The organism is Vibrio sp. Hal054, assembly GCF_037162405.1.
Lineage (GTDB): Bacteria > Pseudomonadota > Gammaproteobacteria > Enterobacterales > Vibrionaceae > Vibrio > Vibrio diazotrophicus.
In genome coordinates this window covers 158,171-174,438 of sequence record NZ_JARLUT010000003.1, presented here as the reverse complement: position 1 = coordinate 174,438, position 16,268 = coordinate 158,171, and the positions used below count along the sequence as shown (strand labels likewise).

At 43.2% G+C, this 16,268-nt stretch carries 29 protein-coding genes; 1 reads left to right on the top strand and 28 read right to left on the bottom strand.

Annotated features, from left to right (window positions below):
- Positions 1–342 precede the first annotated feature (342 nt).
- Positions 343–909, top strand: coding sequence for a TfoX/Sxy family DNA transformation protein (locus tag P4S58_RS23530; protein WP_337166270.1), 567 nt, complete (start codon positions 343–345; stop codon positions 907–909).
- A 33-nt stretch (positions 910–942) separates the two neighbouring features.
- On the opposite strand, the gene P4S58_RS23525 is transcribed toward P4S58_RS23530, so the two are convergent.
- From P4S58_RS23525 to P4S58_RS23390, 28 genes are all read right to left on the bottom strand, one after another.
- Complete coding sequence (locus tag P4S58_RS23525; RefSeq protein WP_337166268.1) at positions 943–3,009, bottom strand: hypothetical protein; 2,067 nt, start codon at positions 3,007–3,009, stop codon at positions 943–945.
- Positions 3,010–3,206: 197 nt separating this feature from the next.
- Positions 3,207–3,440, bottom strand: coding sequence for a hypothetical protein (locus tag P4S58_RS23520; protein ID WP_337166266.1), 234 nt, complete (start codon positions 3,438–3,440; stop codon positions 3,207–3,209).
- A 78-nt stretch (positions 3,441–3,518) separates the two neighbouring features.
- Positions 3,519–3,788 carry a hypothetical protein gene (locus P4S58_RS23515; protein WP_337166264.1) on the bottom strand — a complete coding sequence of 90 codons (270 nt, stop codon included), beginning with the start codon at positions 3,786–3,788 and terminating at the stop codon, positions 3,519–3,521.
- A gap of 80 nt (positions 3,789–3,868) precedes the next feature.
- A complete protein-coding gene (locus P4S58_RS23510) occupies positions 3,869–4,126 on the bottom strand; it encodes a hypothetical protein (protein WP_337166262.1) in 258 nt (85 codons plus the stop codon).
- A gap of 191 nt (positions 4,127–4,317) precedes the next feature.
- Positions 4,318–4,572 carry a hypothetical protein gene (locus tag P4S58_RS23505; protein ID WP_337166258.1) on the bottom strand — a complete coding sequence of 85 codons (255 nt, stop codon included), beginning with the start codon at positions 4,570–4,572 and terminating at the stop codon, positions 4,318–4,320.
- On the bottom strand, positions 4,569–5,030 hold the full coding sequence (locus P4S58_RS23500; RefSeq protein ID WP_337166256.1) for a hypothetical protein: 462 nt from the start codon (positions 5,028–5,030) through the stop codon (positions 4,569–4,571). Before P4S58_RS23500 ends, P4S58_RS23505 begins: the two co-directional genes overlap by 4 nt.
- Positions 5,031–5,490: 460 nt before the next feature.
- Positions 5,491–5,892 (bottom strand): hypothetical protein, encoded by a 402-nt coding sequence (locus P4S58_RS23495; protein WP_337166254.1) that lies wholly within the window; start codon positions 5,890–5,892, stop codon positions 5,491–5,493.
- A gap of 248 nt (positions 5,893–6,140) precedes the next feature.
- Positions 6,141–6,419 carry a hypothetical protein gene (locus P4S58_RS23490; RefSeq protein ID WP_337166252.1) on the bottom strand — a complete coding sequence of 93 codons (279 nt, stop codon included), beginning with the start codon at positions 6,417–6,419 and terminating at the stop codon, positions 6,141–6,143.
- A 164-nt stretch (positions 6,420–6,583) separates the two neighbouring features.
- On the bottom strand, positions 6,584–6,859 hold the full coding sequence (locus tag P4S58_RS23485) for a hypothetical protein (RefSeq protein ID WP_337166250.1): 276 nt from the start codon (positions 6,857–6,859) through the stop codon (positions 6,584–6,586).
- A gap of 30 nt (positions 6,860–6,889) precedes the next feature.
- Positions 6,890–7,219, bottom strand: coding sequence for a hypothetical protein (locus P4S58_RS23480; RefSeq protein WP_337166248.1), 330 nt, complete (start codon positions 7,217–7,219; stop codon positions 6,890–6,892).
- A complete protein-coding gene (locus P4S58_RS23475; protein ID WP_337166245.1) occupies positions 7,216–7,569 on the bottom strand; it encodes a hypothetical protein in 354 nt (117 codons plus the stop codon). The genes P4S58_RS23480 and P4S58_RS23475 overlap by 4 nt, the downstream gene beginning before the upstream one ends.
- A 248-nt stretch (positions 7,570–7,817) precedes the next feature.
- Positions 7,818–8,570: a hypothetical protein gene (locus tag P4S58_RS23470; RefSeq protein WP_337166240.1), complete on the bottom strand. Its 753-nt coding sequence runs from the start codon at positions 8,568–8,570 to the stop codon at positions 7,818–7,820.
- Between the two features lie 12 nt (positions 8,571–8,582).
- The gene (locus P4S58_RS23465; protein ID WP_337166238.1) at positions 8,583–8,849 is read right to left on the bottom strand and encodes a hypothetical protein; all 267 of its coding nucleotides are present in this window, start codon (positions 8,847–8,849) and stop codon (positions 8,583–8,585) included.
- Positions 8,850–8,858: 9 nt separating this feature from the next.
- Positions 8,859–9,005 carry a hypothetical protein gene (locus P4S58_RS23460; protein WP_337166236.1) on the bottom strand — a complete coding sequence of 49 codons (147 nt, stop codon included), beginning with the start codon at positions 9,003–9,005 and terminating at the stop codon, positions 8,859–8,861.
- A gap of 222 nt (positions 9,006–9,227) precedes the next feature.
- The gene (locus tag P4S58_RS23455) at positions 9,228–9,824 is read right to left on the bottom strand and encodes a hypothetical protein (RefSeq protein ID WP_337166234.1); all 597 of its coding nucleotides are present in this window, start codon (positions 9,822–9,824) and stop codon (positions 9,228–9,230) included.
- A 93-nt stretch (positions 9,825–9,917) separates the two neighbouring features.
- A complete protein-coding gene (locus tag P4S58_RS23450; RefSeq protein ID WP_337166232.1) occupies positions 9,918–10,187 on the bottom strand; it encodes a hypothetical protein in 270 nt (89 codons plus the stop codon).
- A 236-nt stretch (positions 10,188–10,423) separates the two neighbouring features.
- The gene (locus tag P4S58_RS23445; protein ID WP_337166230.1) at positions 10,424–10,648 is read right to left on the bottom strand and encodes a hypothetical protein; all 225 of its coding nucleotides are present in this window, start codon (positions 10,646–10,648) and stop codon (positions 10,424–10,426) included.
- Between the two features lie 149 nt (positions 10,649–10,797).
- Positions 10,798–11,067: a hypothetical protein gene (locus tag P4S58_RS23440; RefSeq protein ID WP_337166228.1), complete on the bottom strand. Its 270-nt coding sequence runs from the start codon at positions 11,065–11,067 to the stop codon at positions 10,798–10,800.
- Between the two features lie 19 nt (positions 11,068–11,086).
- Entirely contained in the window at positions 11,087–11,209 is a 123-nt protein-coding gene (locus tag P4S58_RS23435) for a hypothetical protein (protein ID WP_337166226.1), read from the bottom strand.
- 218 nt (positions 11,210–11,427) lie between these two features.
- Positions 11,428–11,847 carry a hypothetical protein gene (locus tag P4S58_RS23430; RefSeq protein WP_337166224.1) on the bottom strand — a complete coding sequence of 140 codons (420 nt, stop codon included), beginning with the start codon at positions 11,845–11,847 and terminating at the stop codon, positions 11,428–11,430.
- Between the two features lie 61 nt (positions 11,848–11,908).
- Positions 11,909–12,610, bottom strand: coding sequence for a hypothetical protein (locus tag P4S58_RS23425; protein ID WP_337166222.1), 702 nt, complete (start codon positions 12,608–12,610; stop codon positions 11,909–11,911).
- Positions 12,611–12,953: 343 nt separating this feature from the next.
- Positions 12,954–13,415 (bottom strand): hypothetical protein, encoded by a 462-nt coding sequence (locus tag P4S58_RS23420; RefSeq protein WP_337166220.1) that lies wholly within the window; start codon positions 13,413–13,415, stop codon positions 12,954–12,956.
- Positions 13,416–13,463: 48 nt separating this feature from the next.
- Positions 13,464–13,760 (bottom strand): hypothetical protein, encoded by a 297-nt coding sequence (locus P4S58_RS23415; RefSeq protein ID WP_337166218.1) that lies wholly within the window; start codon positions 13,758–13,760, stop codon positions 13,464–13,466.
- Positions 13,761–13,975: 215 nt separating this feature from the next.
- A complete protein-coding gene (locus tag P4S58_RS23410) occupies positions 13,976–14,191 on the bottom strand; it encodes a hypothetical protein (protein WP_337166216.1) in 216 nt (71 codons plus the stop codon).
- Between the two features lie 58 nt (positions 14,192–14,249).
- The gene (locus P4S58_RS23405) at positions 14,250–15,017 is read right to left on the bottom strand and encodes a hypothetical protein (RefSeq protein ID WP_337166212.1); all 768 of its coding nucleotides are present in this window, start codon (positions 15,015–15,017) and stop codon (positions 14,250–14,252) included.
- A gap of 105 nt (positions 15,018–15,122) precedes the next feature.
- Positions 15,123–15,314 (bottom strand): hypothetical protein, encoded by a 192-nt coding sequence (locus P4S58_RS23400; protein ID WP_337166210.1) that lies wholly within the window; start codon positions 15,312–15,314, stop codon positions 15,123–15,125.
- A 137-nt stretch (positions 15,315–15,451) separates the two neighbouring features.
- A complete protein-coding gene (locus tag P4S58_RS23395; protein ID WP_337166208.1) occupies positions 15,452–15,880 on the bottom strand; it encodes a hypothetical protein in 429 nt (142 codons plus the stop codon).
- Positions 15,881–15,943: 63 nt separating this feature from the next.
- Positions 15,944–16,210 carry a hypothetical protein gene (locus tag P4S58_RS23390; protein WP_337166206.1) on the bottom strand — a complete coding sequence of 89 codons (267 nt, stop codon included), beginning with the start codon at positions 16,208–16,210 and terminating at the stop codon, positions 15,944–15,946.
- Positions 16,211–16,268 lie beyond the last annotated feature (58 nt).

Below are 16,268 nucleotides of genomic sequence, written 5' to 3'. Positions count from 1 at the left end.
CAGGAGTAAAGTTATTAGTTAATAACTTTTGCAGGAAAACGGGAATTAACGTCAGGCAATGTCTTTGCGCTTGCTTTATAGGTCGCCCGACCTTTACGCTATTTTAAATAAATAGGGTCTTGTTCTCATAAAGAATCCCCCTTCCCCTTTTGTCCTTCACAGCATAGAGAAGCCACCAGCTAAACATAATGCCGCCTCTAGATATGGTATGGAGCTTAAGCGAATGCTGAGGGTTGTCATTGATGGAATTTCCTTTTAGCAGTAGATCACATATTTCTTCTCATTACACTTCATGTTACTTATAATAGTGAAATATCAATTATGACCATATAAGGATTGAGCATGAAACCGATAGAGAGCATAAGCGCACTGCAAAAAGTAGACGGGTCCGAATTCGTTGATATTAAATATCGCTCGATGTTTGGCACCATAGGCGTGTTTGAGGGTGATACCACGTTTGCACTTGCCACCAGCCGCGGCATCTTTTTAGCGGCTCGTGAAAGCCTTAAACAGCATTGTATTGCTGCTGGGTATGACAACTACACTTACTATAAGAGTAAAGGTGGTGTGAGCCACGCTGTACAAGCCAACTACTTTCACATTCCACAAGAAATAGTGGCTAACCCTGTTGAGTTTCATCGTCTTTGCGTGCTTGCACTAAAAGAAGTAAAGCAAGCGCAAGAAGCTAAGAAAAAAGCGCTGACCATTCGAGAGCTGCCGAACATGTCTCGTAAATATGAAAGAATGCTTAAACAGGTCGGTATTGCCAGCGCTGAAGAGTTACAGGAGTCGGACGCTCAAGAAGTGTTTGTGAAGGTAAAGGAGCGCTTTACACATATTGCGGATGATTTCCTCCTAAAGCTTGAAGGTGCAATAAAAGGAATTCATTATTCCGTGATAAGCGCATGAACATGAGCGCCCCTATTCTGCCCAGTAAGCCGCTTAGCGTGGTGGGATTGAATAGGGGTGAGTGGTAAAAATTACATGACTATTGCGGTACCAAGATGAACCCGCCACAGAAGTCGAATCTAACAAGCTGGCACAGTAGTCCTCAATATACGCGCTAACCTCTTCAACACTAACAGCCTTCGTCTGCCCTGCTAAGAAATCGTGAATGAACAATGGCGCTTTGTATTGCCTGCCCGTTATCTTCATCGCGTGTCTTTGTTCTTTTAGTGCCACCAGCTGCTCAATGAGAATGTTAAACTCTTTATACAATGGCGAACACAGTACCGCTTGCTTCAGCGATTCATTCACTTCTATTCTGTTGGTGCACGCATCGAGCTTGTTTTGAAGATTAGTCATTGCGCGAACTAAGCCAGTAGAGTGCTCTAGTCCTTCATGGTTCATTTGAGCCACAATATAGTTCAGGCGTTCTTTATACCCATTAGCCGCCTTTTCACACACTGAGGAATCAGAACGAATAAAGCTTAATGCGTAGAGTCCATGAGCGGAAACTATTAGGTTTTTTAGTTGACTGACATACTGAGTGTCATAGTACAAATCATATAGCGTAGGACGTGGCTTTGTTTTCTTTTTAAACTTCGCATCCAATGCCGTTTTGTTTTTGTTTAGTAGCCCTTTTCCTAGCTGGCGCAATGAATACAGCTGCTGCTCTATTTCGGAGATCAGTAATGCGCATTGTGAAGCATCAGGCTCTAGATAATCCCCTCTATGATTCTGAGCCACCAGCTCACAATCAGGCGTAATCGAATAGCCAACATCATTAGCCACAAAAAAGCCGTTTGGTGATAAAAGAGAATGATACAGCTCAGCTTTGAATTGAGTAGCGCAATAGGCAGCAAAATCGTTGGCGATGTGTTTGCCTGAATTGTTTGTTGAATTGTAGAAACACTCAACTTGATCGCTATGCTCATGACAGAACGTGAGAAGCATATCTTGCCAGTAAGATGAAAGTTGAATCGCTGGCGCATGGGATTGCAGTGTAATTTCGTTTCCCTTTACCACAAAAAAGCCGCTGTGATTCAGACAAGCTAGCGCAACTGACTCACAGAAAAAATCAGGGTTTGCATGATAGGCAAAATCAACGGTCGATACTTTGTCTGTGACTGATTTAGGGGCATCTATTGCCACTTTAGCCAGCTCTTGATTGGACACATTTAAACGAAAATCAAAGAAGCGACGGAACAACGTCGGCAGCTGATAAGTGGCGACGGTTTTAAAAGTTCGTACATACGGCACTAACATCGTAACAAAGTTAAGCGTTTTGGATGTGTGGGCATGGCTAAGGATGCAGACGGTAGGCGAAACCGCATGAAAATCATCACGAGTGGACAGCACAGCCATGAGTGTATCTATGTGTATACAAGGTTTATTGTTTTGGTGGTTGGCGTGAAGGTTAGTAATACACTGAACATCAAGCGCATAGGTGATTGCGCTCAGCTTTTCACTAGCACGTATCAATTTAGCAAACAGAGCCTTTATTACAGCGAGTCCAGACGTAAGGCATACAATCAGCACGGCATCACGAGAAAACCGCTCAGAACGCAGCTCAGCCGCTCCATAAGACGCCTTTGCGGATGATGGGTATACGCGAAAGCTTGAAACAGAATGATCTGATATTTGAGCCACCAGCTCACAAAACGCGTTTGCTGATATGGGGCGTGTAATCACCTCTTTCTCTATCAATTGTGTATTTATCTGGTTGAGGCTAAGCGGTAAAGCGTCCACTACAGAAAGAATCGCGTTTGCATCCTGCTCACACACATCAAAGGAGGCAAGTTCGCTGTATTGCATCACAATGGTTCTCACGCTGCTTGTACTGATGTGATAGGAGTCAGTCATTGCTAATGAGCAAGGTAAATATTCACTAGGTACGTTAGCCAGTAGCTCATCAAAGGCAAGTTCTTGCGCGTGGCAATAACCTTTCTTAAGAAACGCAAGATACAAACCAAAGCGGATAGATTCGGGTTTAACCACATAATAGGCATCATTGTGCGCCTTTAGTGATTGGGTTAGCTCTGTAATGCGTTGGTCAATATGCAGCATGTGGCTCGTCTTGCGTGTCTTTATAATGAGTATACAGCGGTATACTAAGGCAAAAGCGTCAGAACATGAAATACATAACCAGTGTGTTGAGTGCGTGAAGGAAATGAAAAAGGCTTGAACACAGTGCAAGCCTTGGGGTTTTCTGAAAAAGAGGAAAGCAGCTATTGAGGTACTGCCCTTCGTATCTTGCGCATTATTTAGGAGTCTGCAAAACACCACATGATAATACTGTAGTGACTATTAAACCCCATTTTATACAACTCATCCCCCACTTTAGACCGAGCGAGTAAAGCACCAGCATAGCTAGAATTTAAATTCGTTTTGGGGATGGTCACGATACGCTCATGGCGGTTGTCTTGATGTCGGGTTTTGCATGACACCTTTGCAGAAGTAACATAAATAGGGGTACTGCGATCAGATAGGTCATTCATAACGGGTAACTCCTAGTGCATGTGAAAGTAATTAACTGACTTACTCCTGCGCTCCGCAAAACGCAGGGTGTAAAGCAATTAGTGTTTCTCTTGGAGCAAAATTAGCTCTGATGTTTTGAAATCGAATTCAACATCATACAAGCCTTTGTATTTACCATCGAGGATGCGCACAAACGTAAAGCCTAGCATTTTGTTATCAATGCTGAACTCTACGCCCAGCTTATTAAGTTGCTGAGCAACGGCAAACGCATTGCCTGATGAGTTTCTGACTTGCTGAAACCCTAGGCGATAACCAGCCTGAGAGTGCTTAACAACAAGATTTGAAGGTAGTGGATGTGCTTGGCTCATAATGACGCTCCTAGAAAGTGGTTTAATTCAATTAACTGACTTACTCCTGCGCTCCGTAGAGCGCAGGGTGTAAGTGAGTTTTATGCTTGCTCTGTGAGTTGGTTATAAAGGTTAAGCGCGTAGACATCAGCAAGCTTCTTGGTTTTGTATTCAGCAAGGTAGTCACCATCAAAATCATCTGAATATGTCACCACCCACTCAGAAGGATTAGCCCAATCCCTGCAAGCTTGCCCATTCGTTTGAATGTCTATTGTGTGCTTTCCTACCTGAATAAAGTAACTACCTGCAAAGCGCTTTTGAATGGCTCCCAAGCTTTGTGCTGAATTTGAATGGTTCATAGCCCTGCTCCTTAGCGTAAGGGTTAAAAGGAAGGTAAGCGACTTGCTTAACCGATGCACTAATTATATCGCAATTAACGATAGTGCGCACTATTATTTAACCAGTTTGATGAATTATTTTTGCAGGGAAAATCTTCACCAAATTGTTTTAAAAAAAGGGCTTATGAGGTTTTCTAGAAAAAGTGAAACTTCTAGCGTGGGTTGGTTTGTGTGGTTACTTTGTCTTTAACGTAGCGCCATAAAACCGAGCGATCACTATCAATAATGACCCCATTTATACTAATGCATACACCACACTTTTTACGGACTGTGCTTACACCCTTTCCAATCTGAATAAGGGAATAATCTAAATCAAATACAGCAACCTCAACCTCTGCTCCCTTGCAGGGGCGAGTTTGGGGATATTTAATCCAGCCATCATTTAACAAACGTTCTATATAGCTCATCGCAATTGGTTTCCTGTGCTAACCTCACAAATCGCTCCCCTTAAGTAATAACTACTTAGTTCGTCAGGGTAATGGCTGGAATAACTCCACTTAATCAAACTAACACCAGTTTTAAATATTGCGGTGTTTTCTTTCTGGTCAATTGATACCAATTCAGATGAATCCGACTTAATTAACATAAGTTGGCGCATAACTGCGGAATCTTTGAAACGTTGATAAGGGCTGTTTGCATCTACCTTCTTAATTGACCACCGATTGTTATTGAATAAAACAACCTCGTTTGTATCTAACTCAGCTGAAACATCCGCAACAGAATACAAATCATTGGTCGCTGTTCGAAAACAATGCACTTTGGCAAATGTACCGTTGCAGGAAATTGTGGACACGTCTTCCTGTAAAAAGAGTGCTAACGCTTGTAGATGATCATTTGTTGCTGGGATGCTGATTTCTTTTTCCATCGTAGTGTTTTCCGTATTGGTATTAGTAAAATATCTAAAGATGTTAAAGCGATACTTAATAGAACAGGGGGATTTAGCTTCTAGACAAAATCGTGAGTGAAGCCCTGCAATGTGAGCAACTATGAGCGGCAAGGTGTAAGTCACAGTCACTAAAATAGTTTGTAGACTCACAGTGATTGCACTCCGCTTCTTTGATGTAGTCTTTTCCCTCTGTTGCTTCACAAGGATTAACATCATGCAATACCACTGCACATGAGCGCTTTGCGGATACAGATTGTGACTCCAAATCGATAGGACCATATAGAATGGCTTCACTTGGGATAATAGGACCGCGATAGCCACGAGCCTGACCTGCTATACATTTAGATTGACAAATACCTTCACAACAATTGACACACATTCGGGCGTTCTCCCTGAATTGGTAAGCCCCAGCACGTTAACGCTAGGGCTTAGTGATGGGTTACGCGGCTAGCGCTTGTGTTGTGTTGTAAACCGCTTTCGCATCTTGGCGAGCGATACCGTTTCGATCACAAGTGTGGTCAAGCATGGATTGAATCATGGCTACATCAGGAGCGCATTCATCAAGCTGCTTTCTACTAAAGCGCTTAGCTTCTGCTATTAAAACTTTATTGCCTGAAAAACCTAAATACTCAGTGCAGCGAGTCGCCTTTGTATCGGTGATTTTAAGAGGGCAAACGGTCAGATAAAGACCGCGCTTTTCAACCTCATAAGTGGCGTAGTTCATGCCGCCTTGTTGGAAAACAACCTCCACGCGAACCACTTCGCGGATTTGAGTTTCTTCTGTTTTAGTTGAAGACAGAACGAAATCGTGAAGGATAACTGAACGATTGTCTTTAGCCATGATGTGTACTCCTGAAAAAGTGAATTGAATTGCTTAACTGACAAGGCTAATTATATCGCAATCACAAGGGTGCACACTATTAATCAGGCAAATAAATGCAATTAAATCCGTTGACTTGAGCACGGACCTTCTCGATGATTTCAAAAAAGGAATGTCTTATTTAAATAAAGGGCTGGTGGCGGGTTTTCTAGAAAAAGTTAAGGCATCAGGCGCAACTTGTAAGCAGCAAATTACGCCTTAGCGATGGGTTACAACTCGGCTACAGTGACACCATACTCATGCTCTAACCAGTGCCAAACATCATAGCGATGCGTGCCCTTGTCGAAGTGAAGAAAATCGCTTTCAAGCTCATCGTTATCATTTACAGGAACATCAGACAAAAGGGTGTAGAGTGCTTTAGCGCAATCACCTTTCTGTGATTCGAGCACCTGCCAACGTTTGCCGTCTGGATGCATTTCACGGGCTTGAGATAACCAGCTCCACGCCTCTGCTGCGGTAGCGAAAGCATAACCAAAATCCTCTGCCATTGGTGCAGGAACCACGCCACGAAATTGAGCACCGTCTAGCTCTACGCTATAAACGTGCTCTTTGGACGATTCAATGTCCTTTGCGCTGTAGCGAATATCGAGCGTGCTTGGTGAAAAAAGTGTCTCATTACCTTCTCCGTTTTCTCATTAAGTTTGGGAGCTGCTTAGTTTTGTTTTGGGTACGCTCTAAAACCACAGGCATACGCATTGAACACGGTTTGGTCTAGTCGCTTAATGCTGGCTAGTACCTCTTTAAATCTCGGTTGGTTCGCGGTATTGCCCAAACCAGCAAGAGAATAGCCGACACTTAGCGCGTCAACATCCAGCTCTAGATCGTCAATTCCGCTATCAATGTTCAGCGCCTTTTTTGATGCTGCTAATAACAAGTTAAGTTCGATTTCACAGAGAATGGCTAACAGCTTTGTTTTTGTAGATAACATAAATCACCTCTAGCAAGTGAGGACTTGCCACTATTCCAGTGGCAAGCTGCGGTTTGTTAAACGTTCATAGGTTTCTAGCTTGCGCTGCAACTTGGCTTTTGTGAAAAGCTGCGTTGATGTGAAACCGTCATTGTTCGCTGCTTTACGTGCTGCAAGGCTGTTGGTGTTACTGATGCGCTCCATGTGGCGAATGACTTCACGTAAATACTGAATTTCACGTAATGCGCTATAAGCGGTATTCGTTGCGCGTTTGTCGCCCATCCAACGCAAGCTGATCACAAGTGCAATCACAGCAGGAACAACGGTTGCCACGATGTTACAACCGCCCTCGATAAGTGCTGCTAATACTGTAGGGTTCATAGTGATTCCTCTTGCTCTAGAGCTTCTAGCCATGCGCTGCGCTCTGCTTCTGGTAGAACGTGCGCTTGTTGGCGTAGCTCTGCGAAATGTTTAGCCCAATGGCGTTGACGTAAACAACGAATGATTGCGACCTTGTTGCTTGAGTGTTGGGTTTCATCGGCTTGCTTGATTTGAGCAAACAAATTGGTGAAATCAGGTGCACCCTCAAGGCGAGTTATTGAAGGGCATAGCGTTGCTTGGTTTTTCCAATACTGCTCACGTAGATTGCAAACAAGTTGCGCCTTATCTTGGCGGTGCTCTGTTGGGGTAGCGTGTTGGAACAAAGCATCAAAGTTAGGGGTAGTGCTCATGGGTTAATCTCCTGAAACCATTGCTTAACTGACATGGCAATTATATCGCAATTTACGATAGTGCGCACTATTTATTTGCTCTAGATGAAGTAAAAAAACAGGTCAAATCGTCAAATCTCTACCATTCATTTAAAAGAAATAGGTCGTTGATTTTAATATGGTTTTAAATGGTGGTTTTTCAGAAAAAGTGTCTAGATTCAGCACAGAGAAAAGAAAAGGGAGTGGCGTATAACCACTCCCTGATAAGGTCACGATGATGAACTCGTTAAATTGTAGTCCGTCACAATGCGCCACATATCAAACGAATCATAACTCATGACCGAACGCACAGACCAATGACCGCAAAGGCACTTTTGCACCGCATCACTTAACGCCATGCCGTACACGTCCACAGCGCGGCAATGTCGCTTATTCCTTCTATTGCTCTGAGATATAACCGCGAGTTCAAAATCACTTTGTTCATCGTTTTTCATTTCGGCAGTGTAAAAAGTCAGTGCCGAATTAAGCTCTAATTTCAAATGCTCGCAAACCAGTGCAACGGTTTTTTGGGTAACTTCTGACTCCATGACCATTTCAACGAGGCGCATTTTCTTTTGCTCTGGATGGTAAAGATAAGCGGTCTTAACCTGTGCGATCGCTTCGGGTGCGCAACTGTCCTCTAACTGCTCAAGGAGATATTTAACTGGGCGGTGGTCACTAAGAAAGGTTTCATAGTCGAAATCAAGATCCGTTTGAAAGTCTTCTGCGAGCTCTTGCCAATTATGCGCAAAGTGAACAAAGTAGTGCGCCTCTTCGTTTTCGAGCTTCTTCTCTATGAATTCACTGACCAAACACAATTGTTTGTTGTTGTGGTAAACCGTAAAGTCTGTAAATGAGTGTAGTGCGTCTACGTCATTCGGGAAAACAACAACCAGCACCAGCTCACGCAACCAAGCGGATTTGTGGTCATAGCCTTTGTCTAGTAGCTCTGTGAGTGAATAAGATCTGTGATTAAATAACATAGGATAGCGACCTCAAATCGTAATTTTAAAGGCTGGATTATTGGATAGAGCTACGCCACTCACACCGTTATTTATATTCCTGTAGACAACATACAACCCATAATTGCACTGGCTACTGGCTAACTTGGCTTCAAGTTGACGTATTTGCTTTGTTGCCTCATCAGCATTCAAAGAGGAATTGAAGTAAAACGTAATTGAGTGGCTATCGATACAAGAAACGAAACCAGCTGGAAATAATTCGAACAATATTTCTTTTGCTTTATTTGCCTGACTGAACATGAAGCACCTCTATACATCGATGACGACAATATCAACAGCATTGTCGATGCCACCAACAGGCTCATCAAGGTAGCCCTCTTCTACACTTCCACGCACAACGAGCTGTGCATTAGGGTCGCACTCTTGTAAGAGGCTTATCGCGGTTTTAACGTCCATAAAATTACCTGTGAAGTTGATTAACTGACAGGTGTAATTATATCGGCTTTAGCAATAGTGCGCACTGTGCAAATTTACCATATTGAAATTAAAAGGCTTGCTTTTATAGGCGTGGAAACTCAATGATTTTGAAGAAAAATGTCTTATTTAAATAAAGGGGATTGGCGGCGGGTGGTTTTCCTGAAAAAGCTGCACAAGCCTAAGCTCATGCAGCTGTCATCACTAGATGAATGGCTCTAACTCGGTTTCGAGCTGTTCAATACTGATCCCCTCTTCCTCGGCCACCAGCTTAACAAACGTTTGGTATTCGTCGTGCGCGTCTTCGTCTGAATCTAGCAGTTGAAGCACTCGTGAAGCGCGAGCGGTTTTGTGCGGTTTGCACTCTAACGCTGGAAGGTAAACACCGTCTTCAACCGTCTTGTCGATGTTGTTGATAAATCCCTGTGCTTGGTACTTTTCGCAAGTGTCTGCTGTAAACAGCTCCGCATTCGCAGGGTCTACGCTCCAAACGTAGTCATGTTTATTTAACGCGACATAGCCGTTTGATGGTGAGTAAATACGGAAAAGCTGCTCAATGTCATCCTTTTTCAAAACGCGGTGGTCATCGGGGGCAAACCAATAGCTGTCCCAATTTAAGTGAATGTGACAATCAGGGCGTTTAGGATCATCAGAAAAGCCGATCACTTTGAACCCTTGCCAAACCAGCCCATAGCTGTTTATAACAAGCACCTCTTCACCAACAGCAAAAGGAAGCTCAACAGAAGGTTTGTCGCTCAGATGCTTTTCAATGTATTCCTGCATTTCTTGTGCGTTTTTCATGTTATTGCGCCTCTTGGTCGATGATTTGTTGAACTTGGTGAAGCTTGCCCATGCTACGAACGAAAAATTGAAGGCCATTCTCGGTGGTGAGTTTCATGCGTTATCCTCCGCATGTACTGACAAGAAAGTGTGTTTCTCATGGTAGATAACCATCCATGCAAACACGGCCACAAACAAAACAAACGCGCCTGCACAAATAAGATTCGAATACATGGCATCTTTAACCAGTAGCCCCGCTAAAACGGTGATAATGATTTGTACGATACTTGCAACGATAGTCATGATTAAGATAGTGCGATCTTGTTTGTTCTGACGCTCTAACATTGCATCCATGTTGATAGGCTCACGCGCTGATGATTTCATGGTAGTACTCCTAAAAAGTGAAAACGATTTGCTTAACTGACAAGGCTGATTATATCGCAATGCACGGTAGTGCGCACTATTAAATATTCACTTTTTGCCAAGTATTTAAGTTGACTTAAACGAGGACCTTCTCGACCATTTAAAAAATGGATGTCTTCTTTAAATAAAGGGGTTGGGGGTTTTTCAGGAAAACGAAAGCCAGTTCGAAACTGGCATTCAGGTGATAAGCGTTGCTGTTAATCTAAACCCGTCTGAATTTCGACTGAATAGCCTTTTTCAATGAGTGGCTGAAAATCATCAAGAAACATATCTTGCATGGCTGATTGAGTTAACGTTTCAAACTCGCTTGGTGGTCTAACTGCAATAGAAATAGAATGTTCACCTAAAACGGATAAACACGAATTCATAAACGTGGACTCCTGCTCATCTCCTGATACGTTTTGTGTCACTGTGATAGTCATAATTATGCTCCTATGTTTGCATTCCGTTAGTAGTCCTATCGGATGCCCTTAGAAATTAAGAGCATCGAATAGATCTATTAAAGTGCAATAGTCTCGACTGCGTTAATGTGGATAACTGTGATTCTGACAAATGCAGCGATTGATTTAACCTATTGGCAATGTTGTGTGACTTCGAATTTATTTTCAGTAGCCCAAAGATCCACTACAGATATTTGCTCAACTAACTTATCTAGGCTGTCGTCTGCATCAATCAATAGATGTTCTTTTGTTTCTTGCATGAGACTTCCTGAGCTACTGTCGGGATAAACGGCAAAATCACCGTATGTTAGTGCCTTAACTAACTTGGTCATATCCTCTTGACTCATGTCAGCTGGTACTTCCAGCCTCAAGCTTGCAGGGATCTCTATTAATTTTTTCATATGGCGTGCTCCTGCTGTTTTATTCAATATGCCAAATGTAAGACGGTGGAAATGCGCTTGCGCGGTTTGCTAGTTGGTTGTAAGTCGCATTTGGACAAAAGACGCGCTTAGTGCTGTATCCATCAAAGTAAACTAGTGTCATGACTGCTCTCCGTTTTAAATTCTAATTGCCTTTTTGATGCAGTAATTATATCGCAATACGCGATAGTGCGCACTATTGAGTTGAGCGATAATACCAATTAATTTGCTTGATTTTAGGCAGGACCACCCAGACCATTTAAAAAATGAATGTCTTCTTTAAATAAAGGGGTTGCAGCTGGTGGAAGTAACAGAGCAGCACCGCAGTGCTGCCCTTGATGATTATAGTCGGGATAATGTCAGCTCTTTAACTCGCTCCATTTCCTTTTTGCCCCACTCGTAAGATTCTTGTAGCTCCATCCCCATTTTGGCAGCTTGAAGCTCGTAGAACGCGAGCGTGGTATAGTCACTGATAAGACCGTGATGCTCTATGCACTTACTCAGGTTACGCTCAAAGTGGTCTATGCGTCCCTTGTGCGTATCCAGTGCGTCTATCTCGACATTCGAACCACCAGCATTAAGGTGTTTCAATGCTAAAGCGATCATTTTCGGCTTCTCGCCGTTGGTCGCGTTGTATTCTTCTTTGCTTACATTGACCTTAGTCGCATGACCTGCGCCATTGATACAAGGCGTGAGGTTTATGCTGCCATCAGCACAGTTAAGCCAACCAATTGAAGTGATGTTTTTCTCGGTGTAGTTCATTTTCAAATCTCTGTGAATTCTGACTGAATCAGTGAGGGCGGTTTTTCAGAAAAAGCTCTCACTAGTAAATAGGGGTTTGTTGTGCTTGGCTGGCATAATTGAAATGAACTATCCAACCATCAAGGCTTTTATAGTGTGGCCTAATACCAATGCACATTTTGGGGAAACTCTTACCAGCTGCTTTTGCATCCCTCTCGTGCCCTGCGTACTTAACCGATAGAGCTGCAAGGAAAATACGAGCCACCTTTTCATCTAAGAACGTGAGTTTTGCATTTGTATTGTAACAATAGATGTATGATATCTCGTCGCGCACAACATCAATGAAGTCTTTGTGCATCTCTAGCCATTGTTTCGACATATCACCAAAAATGAGCGATTCAGATTCATGAACACTCAGTACATAGGGATGTCTAGGGTCAATGATCGACTGGTGAACATCATCAGGGTGTGGCAATTTCTTTGTGTAAGTCTCAAAGCGTTTATAACCATACAAGCGAAGCAATGCCTTCATTGAAGCTACATCATCTAGGTCTGAACAGTAGACCAAAAACTCGCCAGTGTATGAGCATGACACTTCTCGCTGAAGAAGCATTGACAAGGCTGCCGAAAGGCGTTGATGATTTTCTTTCTCTTCCTCGTCAATAATTGCTCTCAGTTCATCTTCAGAGCATTCTTGTGGAAAGTAGGCATCCTTAAAGAGCATAGAAAGCAATGCGGAAAACTGTTGGCGCATTGGTAGAGCTGGCAAATTAATAGTATTCATGTTGACCTCGTGAACTGTAAGAACTCTCTTTAACTGACAAGGCTAATTATATCGCAATACCTTGGGTGCACACTATTAAAATCAACGATAATACAAATTAATTTGCTTGATTTTAGGCAGGACCACCCAGACCATTTCAAAAAAGAATGTCTTCTTTAAATAAAGTGGCTGGCGGTTTTTCAGGAAACCTAAAGCCCGTTAGGAACTGACCATCAGGTTGTGGTTCAGTTGACTTAACGCTGCGCCCAGCCACCAGCCAAACGTAGTTATGGATTGCTATCAGTACTAGTTCGCCCTCAAGCTTGGTGTTCACTGGCTTAAGGGCTGGGTTTTTCTGGAAAAGTTAGTGCGCTTCATTGACCTCTACAATGATGAAGCCATGCCCGTATTCGTCGTGCGATACGCTGAGACTGTAAGTACCTTCAGAGCCATCAAATAGAATCTTTGGCACCGTAAAGCCTTGCTTCTCTATTGCCGTTCTGACCGCGCCAATCACTAAACGATTGCTTGTATCACAATCACAATCACCAAGCAGCGTGAGCGCGTCTGCATCGCTGAGCGGATTAGTCATACGAAGCTCTGCGTTAATCGCGGTCTTAACAAGTGTGAGCTTGTTTGAATCATTGTTCATGTCGATGGACGTGACCAAGATATTTGAATGGCGCTTAGCCACCTCTTCTGCCATTGCTACGCAAGCCAAATCAAAAGCAACGTTTTGCGTGTGTGGGTCTTTCGCATCCGCACCAGTGATGCTCATAGCCGCTTCTAAGGACTGCTTTGCCAGTAGGTCGAGTGTCATTGTCATAATGCTGCTCCTTGTTTAGATAGAGCGCCCCGAAAGGCGCTGGGAGAGTTATTCCGCTTCGAATGTGAAACCAAGATGAGAGCGAAACCAAAACTCATTGGTGATGGTTAAACGACACTGTTTGATGTCGCTTTGAAGCCCTTCAAGCTCGCGGATATGCTCTTGAAGCTCTGCGCTTGAGTAGCTGCTACCGCCTTCTTTGTCCATCTCTTCATGCGTCCAATCAAGCACATCTTCGATCACTTTATGAGCAGCTTCGCGTGAGCTGTTGCCGTGGTCGTCCAAGGTTTCTGATGATAGTTCGCCTGTATCGTCAAAGGCGTAGACTCGCGTTAGTCGTGGCATGGCTGTATCCCCTGTGGGTTTATTTAACTGACACGATCATATTAACACAACTAGCGATAGTGTGCACTATTAATTAGAGTCAATGGATGGATATAAGGTTTGACTTATGCGGGAGCCGCTTCGAGAATTTTAAAAAAGGAAGTGTCTTATTCTAATAAATGGCCATAGGATTTTTGAGCTGGCCATGCGCCCGTTTAGCAGGCGCATTCATTACGCTAGGCGGCTTTGCACCAATACCAATCCAATGCCGCGACATGCTCGGATAAAGGGATTTTTTCCCCATAGCTGGCATCTTCTACCCACAACACGCCCTCTACCTCAAACACGGCGATAGGTATCCACTGCTCTGCACTGCTGCCGTTATTCTCTTTGCAAAAGTACAAACCTGCTTTTGTAGGGGCGTCTTCTGAGGCTGGGCCTAAATTAAACATAACTAATCCTTTTGTGTTGATCTCAGAATGTGCGCCCGTAGGCGCACAGGTTAATTCGTTACAGTGCAACAACGAAGTGCACACCATCTTCCATGTGACGTTTGGCTTCTTCCATCGTCTCGAACAACTTTGTAGACAAGTACTTTTTGTAACAAACCCAATATTTTACCGCTGGGTGAGATCTTAGGTACGTTGGATCATGTGCGAAGAAATCAAGCGGAAACGAGCCTTCAAAGAATGCGATCGGTTGAGTAAATACTTGCTCTTTCGCAATTTTGTCCAGACGGATGCTCTCGAAACCGTTCTCTAGTGTATGAATGAGCATAAGGTGGTGACAAAAGTCCATTACAAGGTATTTCATATCAAAGAGATTGTTTGCATCGGGTAATGAAAGCGCGAATGAAAAGCGAAAATCATCATAGAGTCGGTACTGCTCAACATTAATGGTTCTTTGTAACGTGGTGCGCTTCTTCATTGACAGTTTATGGTCAATGCTCTGCAAATACGTCGCAAGGCTCTGTTTCCATTCAAAGTAGCGTGCGTGCAAGCCTTCTTGATCTTGCAAAATGTATTTGAGCTTAGAATCCATTCGAGATAGATCGCGGCTGTAGTTGCGGTCTAGCACCGCGTTTGACCGTTCCATATCATAAGCATAACGAGTTAGACGGGTGATAAAGATGCTGCTTTGCGTCTTTTTACTGGCAAACGCGATATTCATCAGACCTTCAAAAATGGCGAGCACTTCATGTAACTCTTCAAGGCTACGAGTCTCAAACCACTTTTCAGCGTGGGGCTTGTGGTTAAATGTCTGAGGGAAATTGAACATAATAAATACTCCTGTGAAATTAACTTAACTGACAGGTGTAATTATAGCGTAAATTATGATAGTGCGCACTATTCTTTTGACAATTTCAACACGCTTTTGTGATGATTAACACTTAACATAATGGCACTTAACACGAACATATTTGATGATCATGCCTTCATTTCTAAGTTCTTTTAAAGCTTGTCTAAATGGATGTCCGTCACCATCAAAGGGGCGCACTGCACTACGAATATTGCTCTTGATGTTGTCAATTTCTCTTCTCGATGAGTTCGAAATGCGTTTCGCGCCACGCTGCATACTGAGTACCTTTATTTTGTGAATTGAGATTAATCCGCTTTAAAATGTCAATGCGCTTTCTAAGAGCTGGTTAGCCTCAACAAGTGTTACATCGTTAACTAATGCAGATTTGATACTGCTTGGTTTTTCAGAAAAAGTTATGCGCCAACACTGCGCAAAGCGTTTTCGATGGTAATGATGTTGGGTAAATAGTCCCAGTGGTACTTTCTGCAAATCGTGGTCACTTCGTGAAGAGTCAGGCTGCAATACTTCATATAGCGTGAGTCCAACAATTCAGAAGACGAATCAAACCATTTGCCGTTGAACTCTATCCAGCAATGCTCAACAATTTTCATCGGCTCACTGATGGATTGTTGCAAGCCCAAACACAAACGTAAATCCGTTGCATGTGGGTTGACCATTAACACTCTCAGCGCGTTGTCATAGCATTGAAGTGGCACTTGCTTTGGGATGCGTAAACCACTCTCACTGAGTGGCACTGCACAAACGTGAGTGAGCTTTTCAGGAGTAATAGCAGCTTGAAAGGCAAGCGCATTTAGATTGCTTGTAAATTGAAAAGTGATCATAGTTTTTAAATCCATCCAATGTGTAAGCCGTGCCTGTCGATTAACACGACTTACACAACAGGGCTAAACACAATCGCGCCATGACTGAACAGTATAGATACCATCCAAGCCCATTTGGTTAAGGTTATTTCGAATGGTACGACGGATTTCAAGCTCATTGGTGTACAGACCATCAATGCGCGAGCGTTCTAAAGAAAGTTCAACCTTTCTAAGAACAGCACTGCGTGACTTGCGTCGAGCTAAAACGGTCACACCATTAATGAAAACGCCTTCTTCTTTTACTTGCACAGCCTTCTTCTTGGCGGTGCGTGGCGGTCTTTTCTTGGTCATAACGTATCCTTACATGTATCGAATGATTCGTAGTTGATCGGGGTTCGGGTAAAACAAC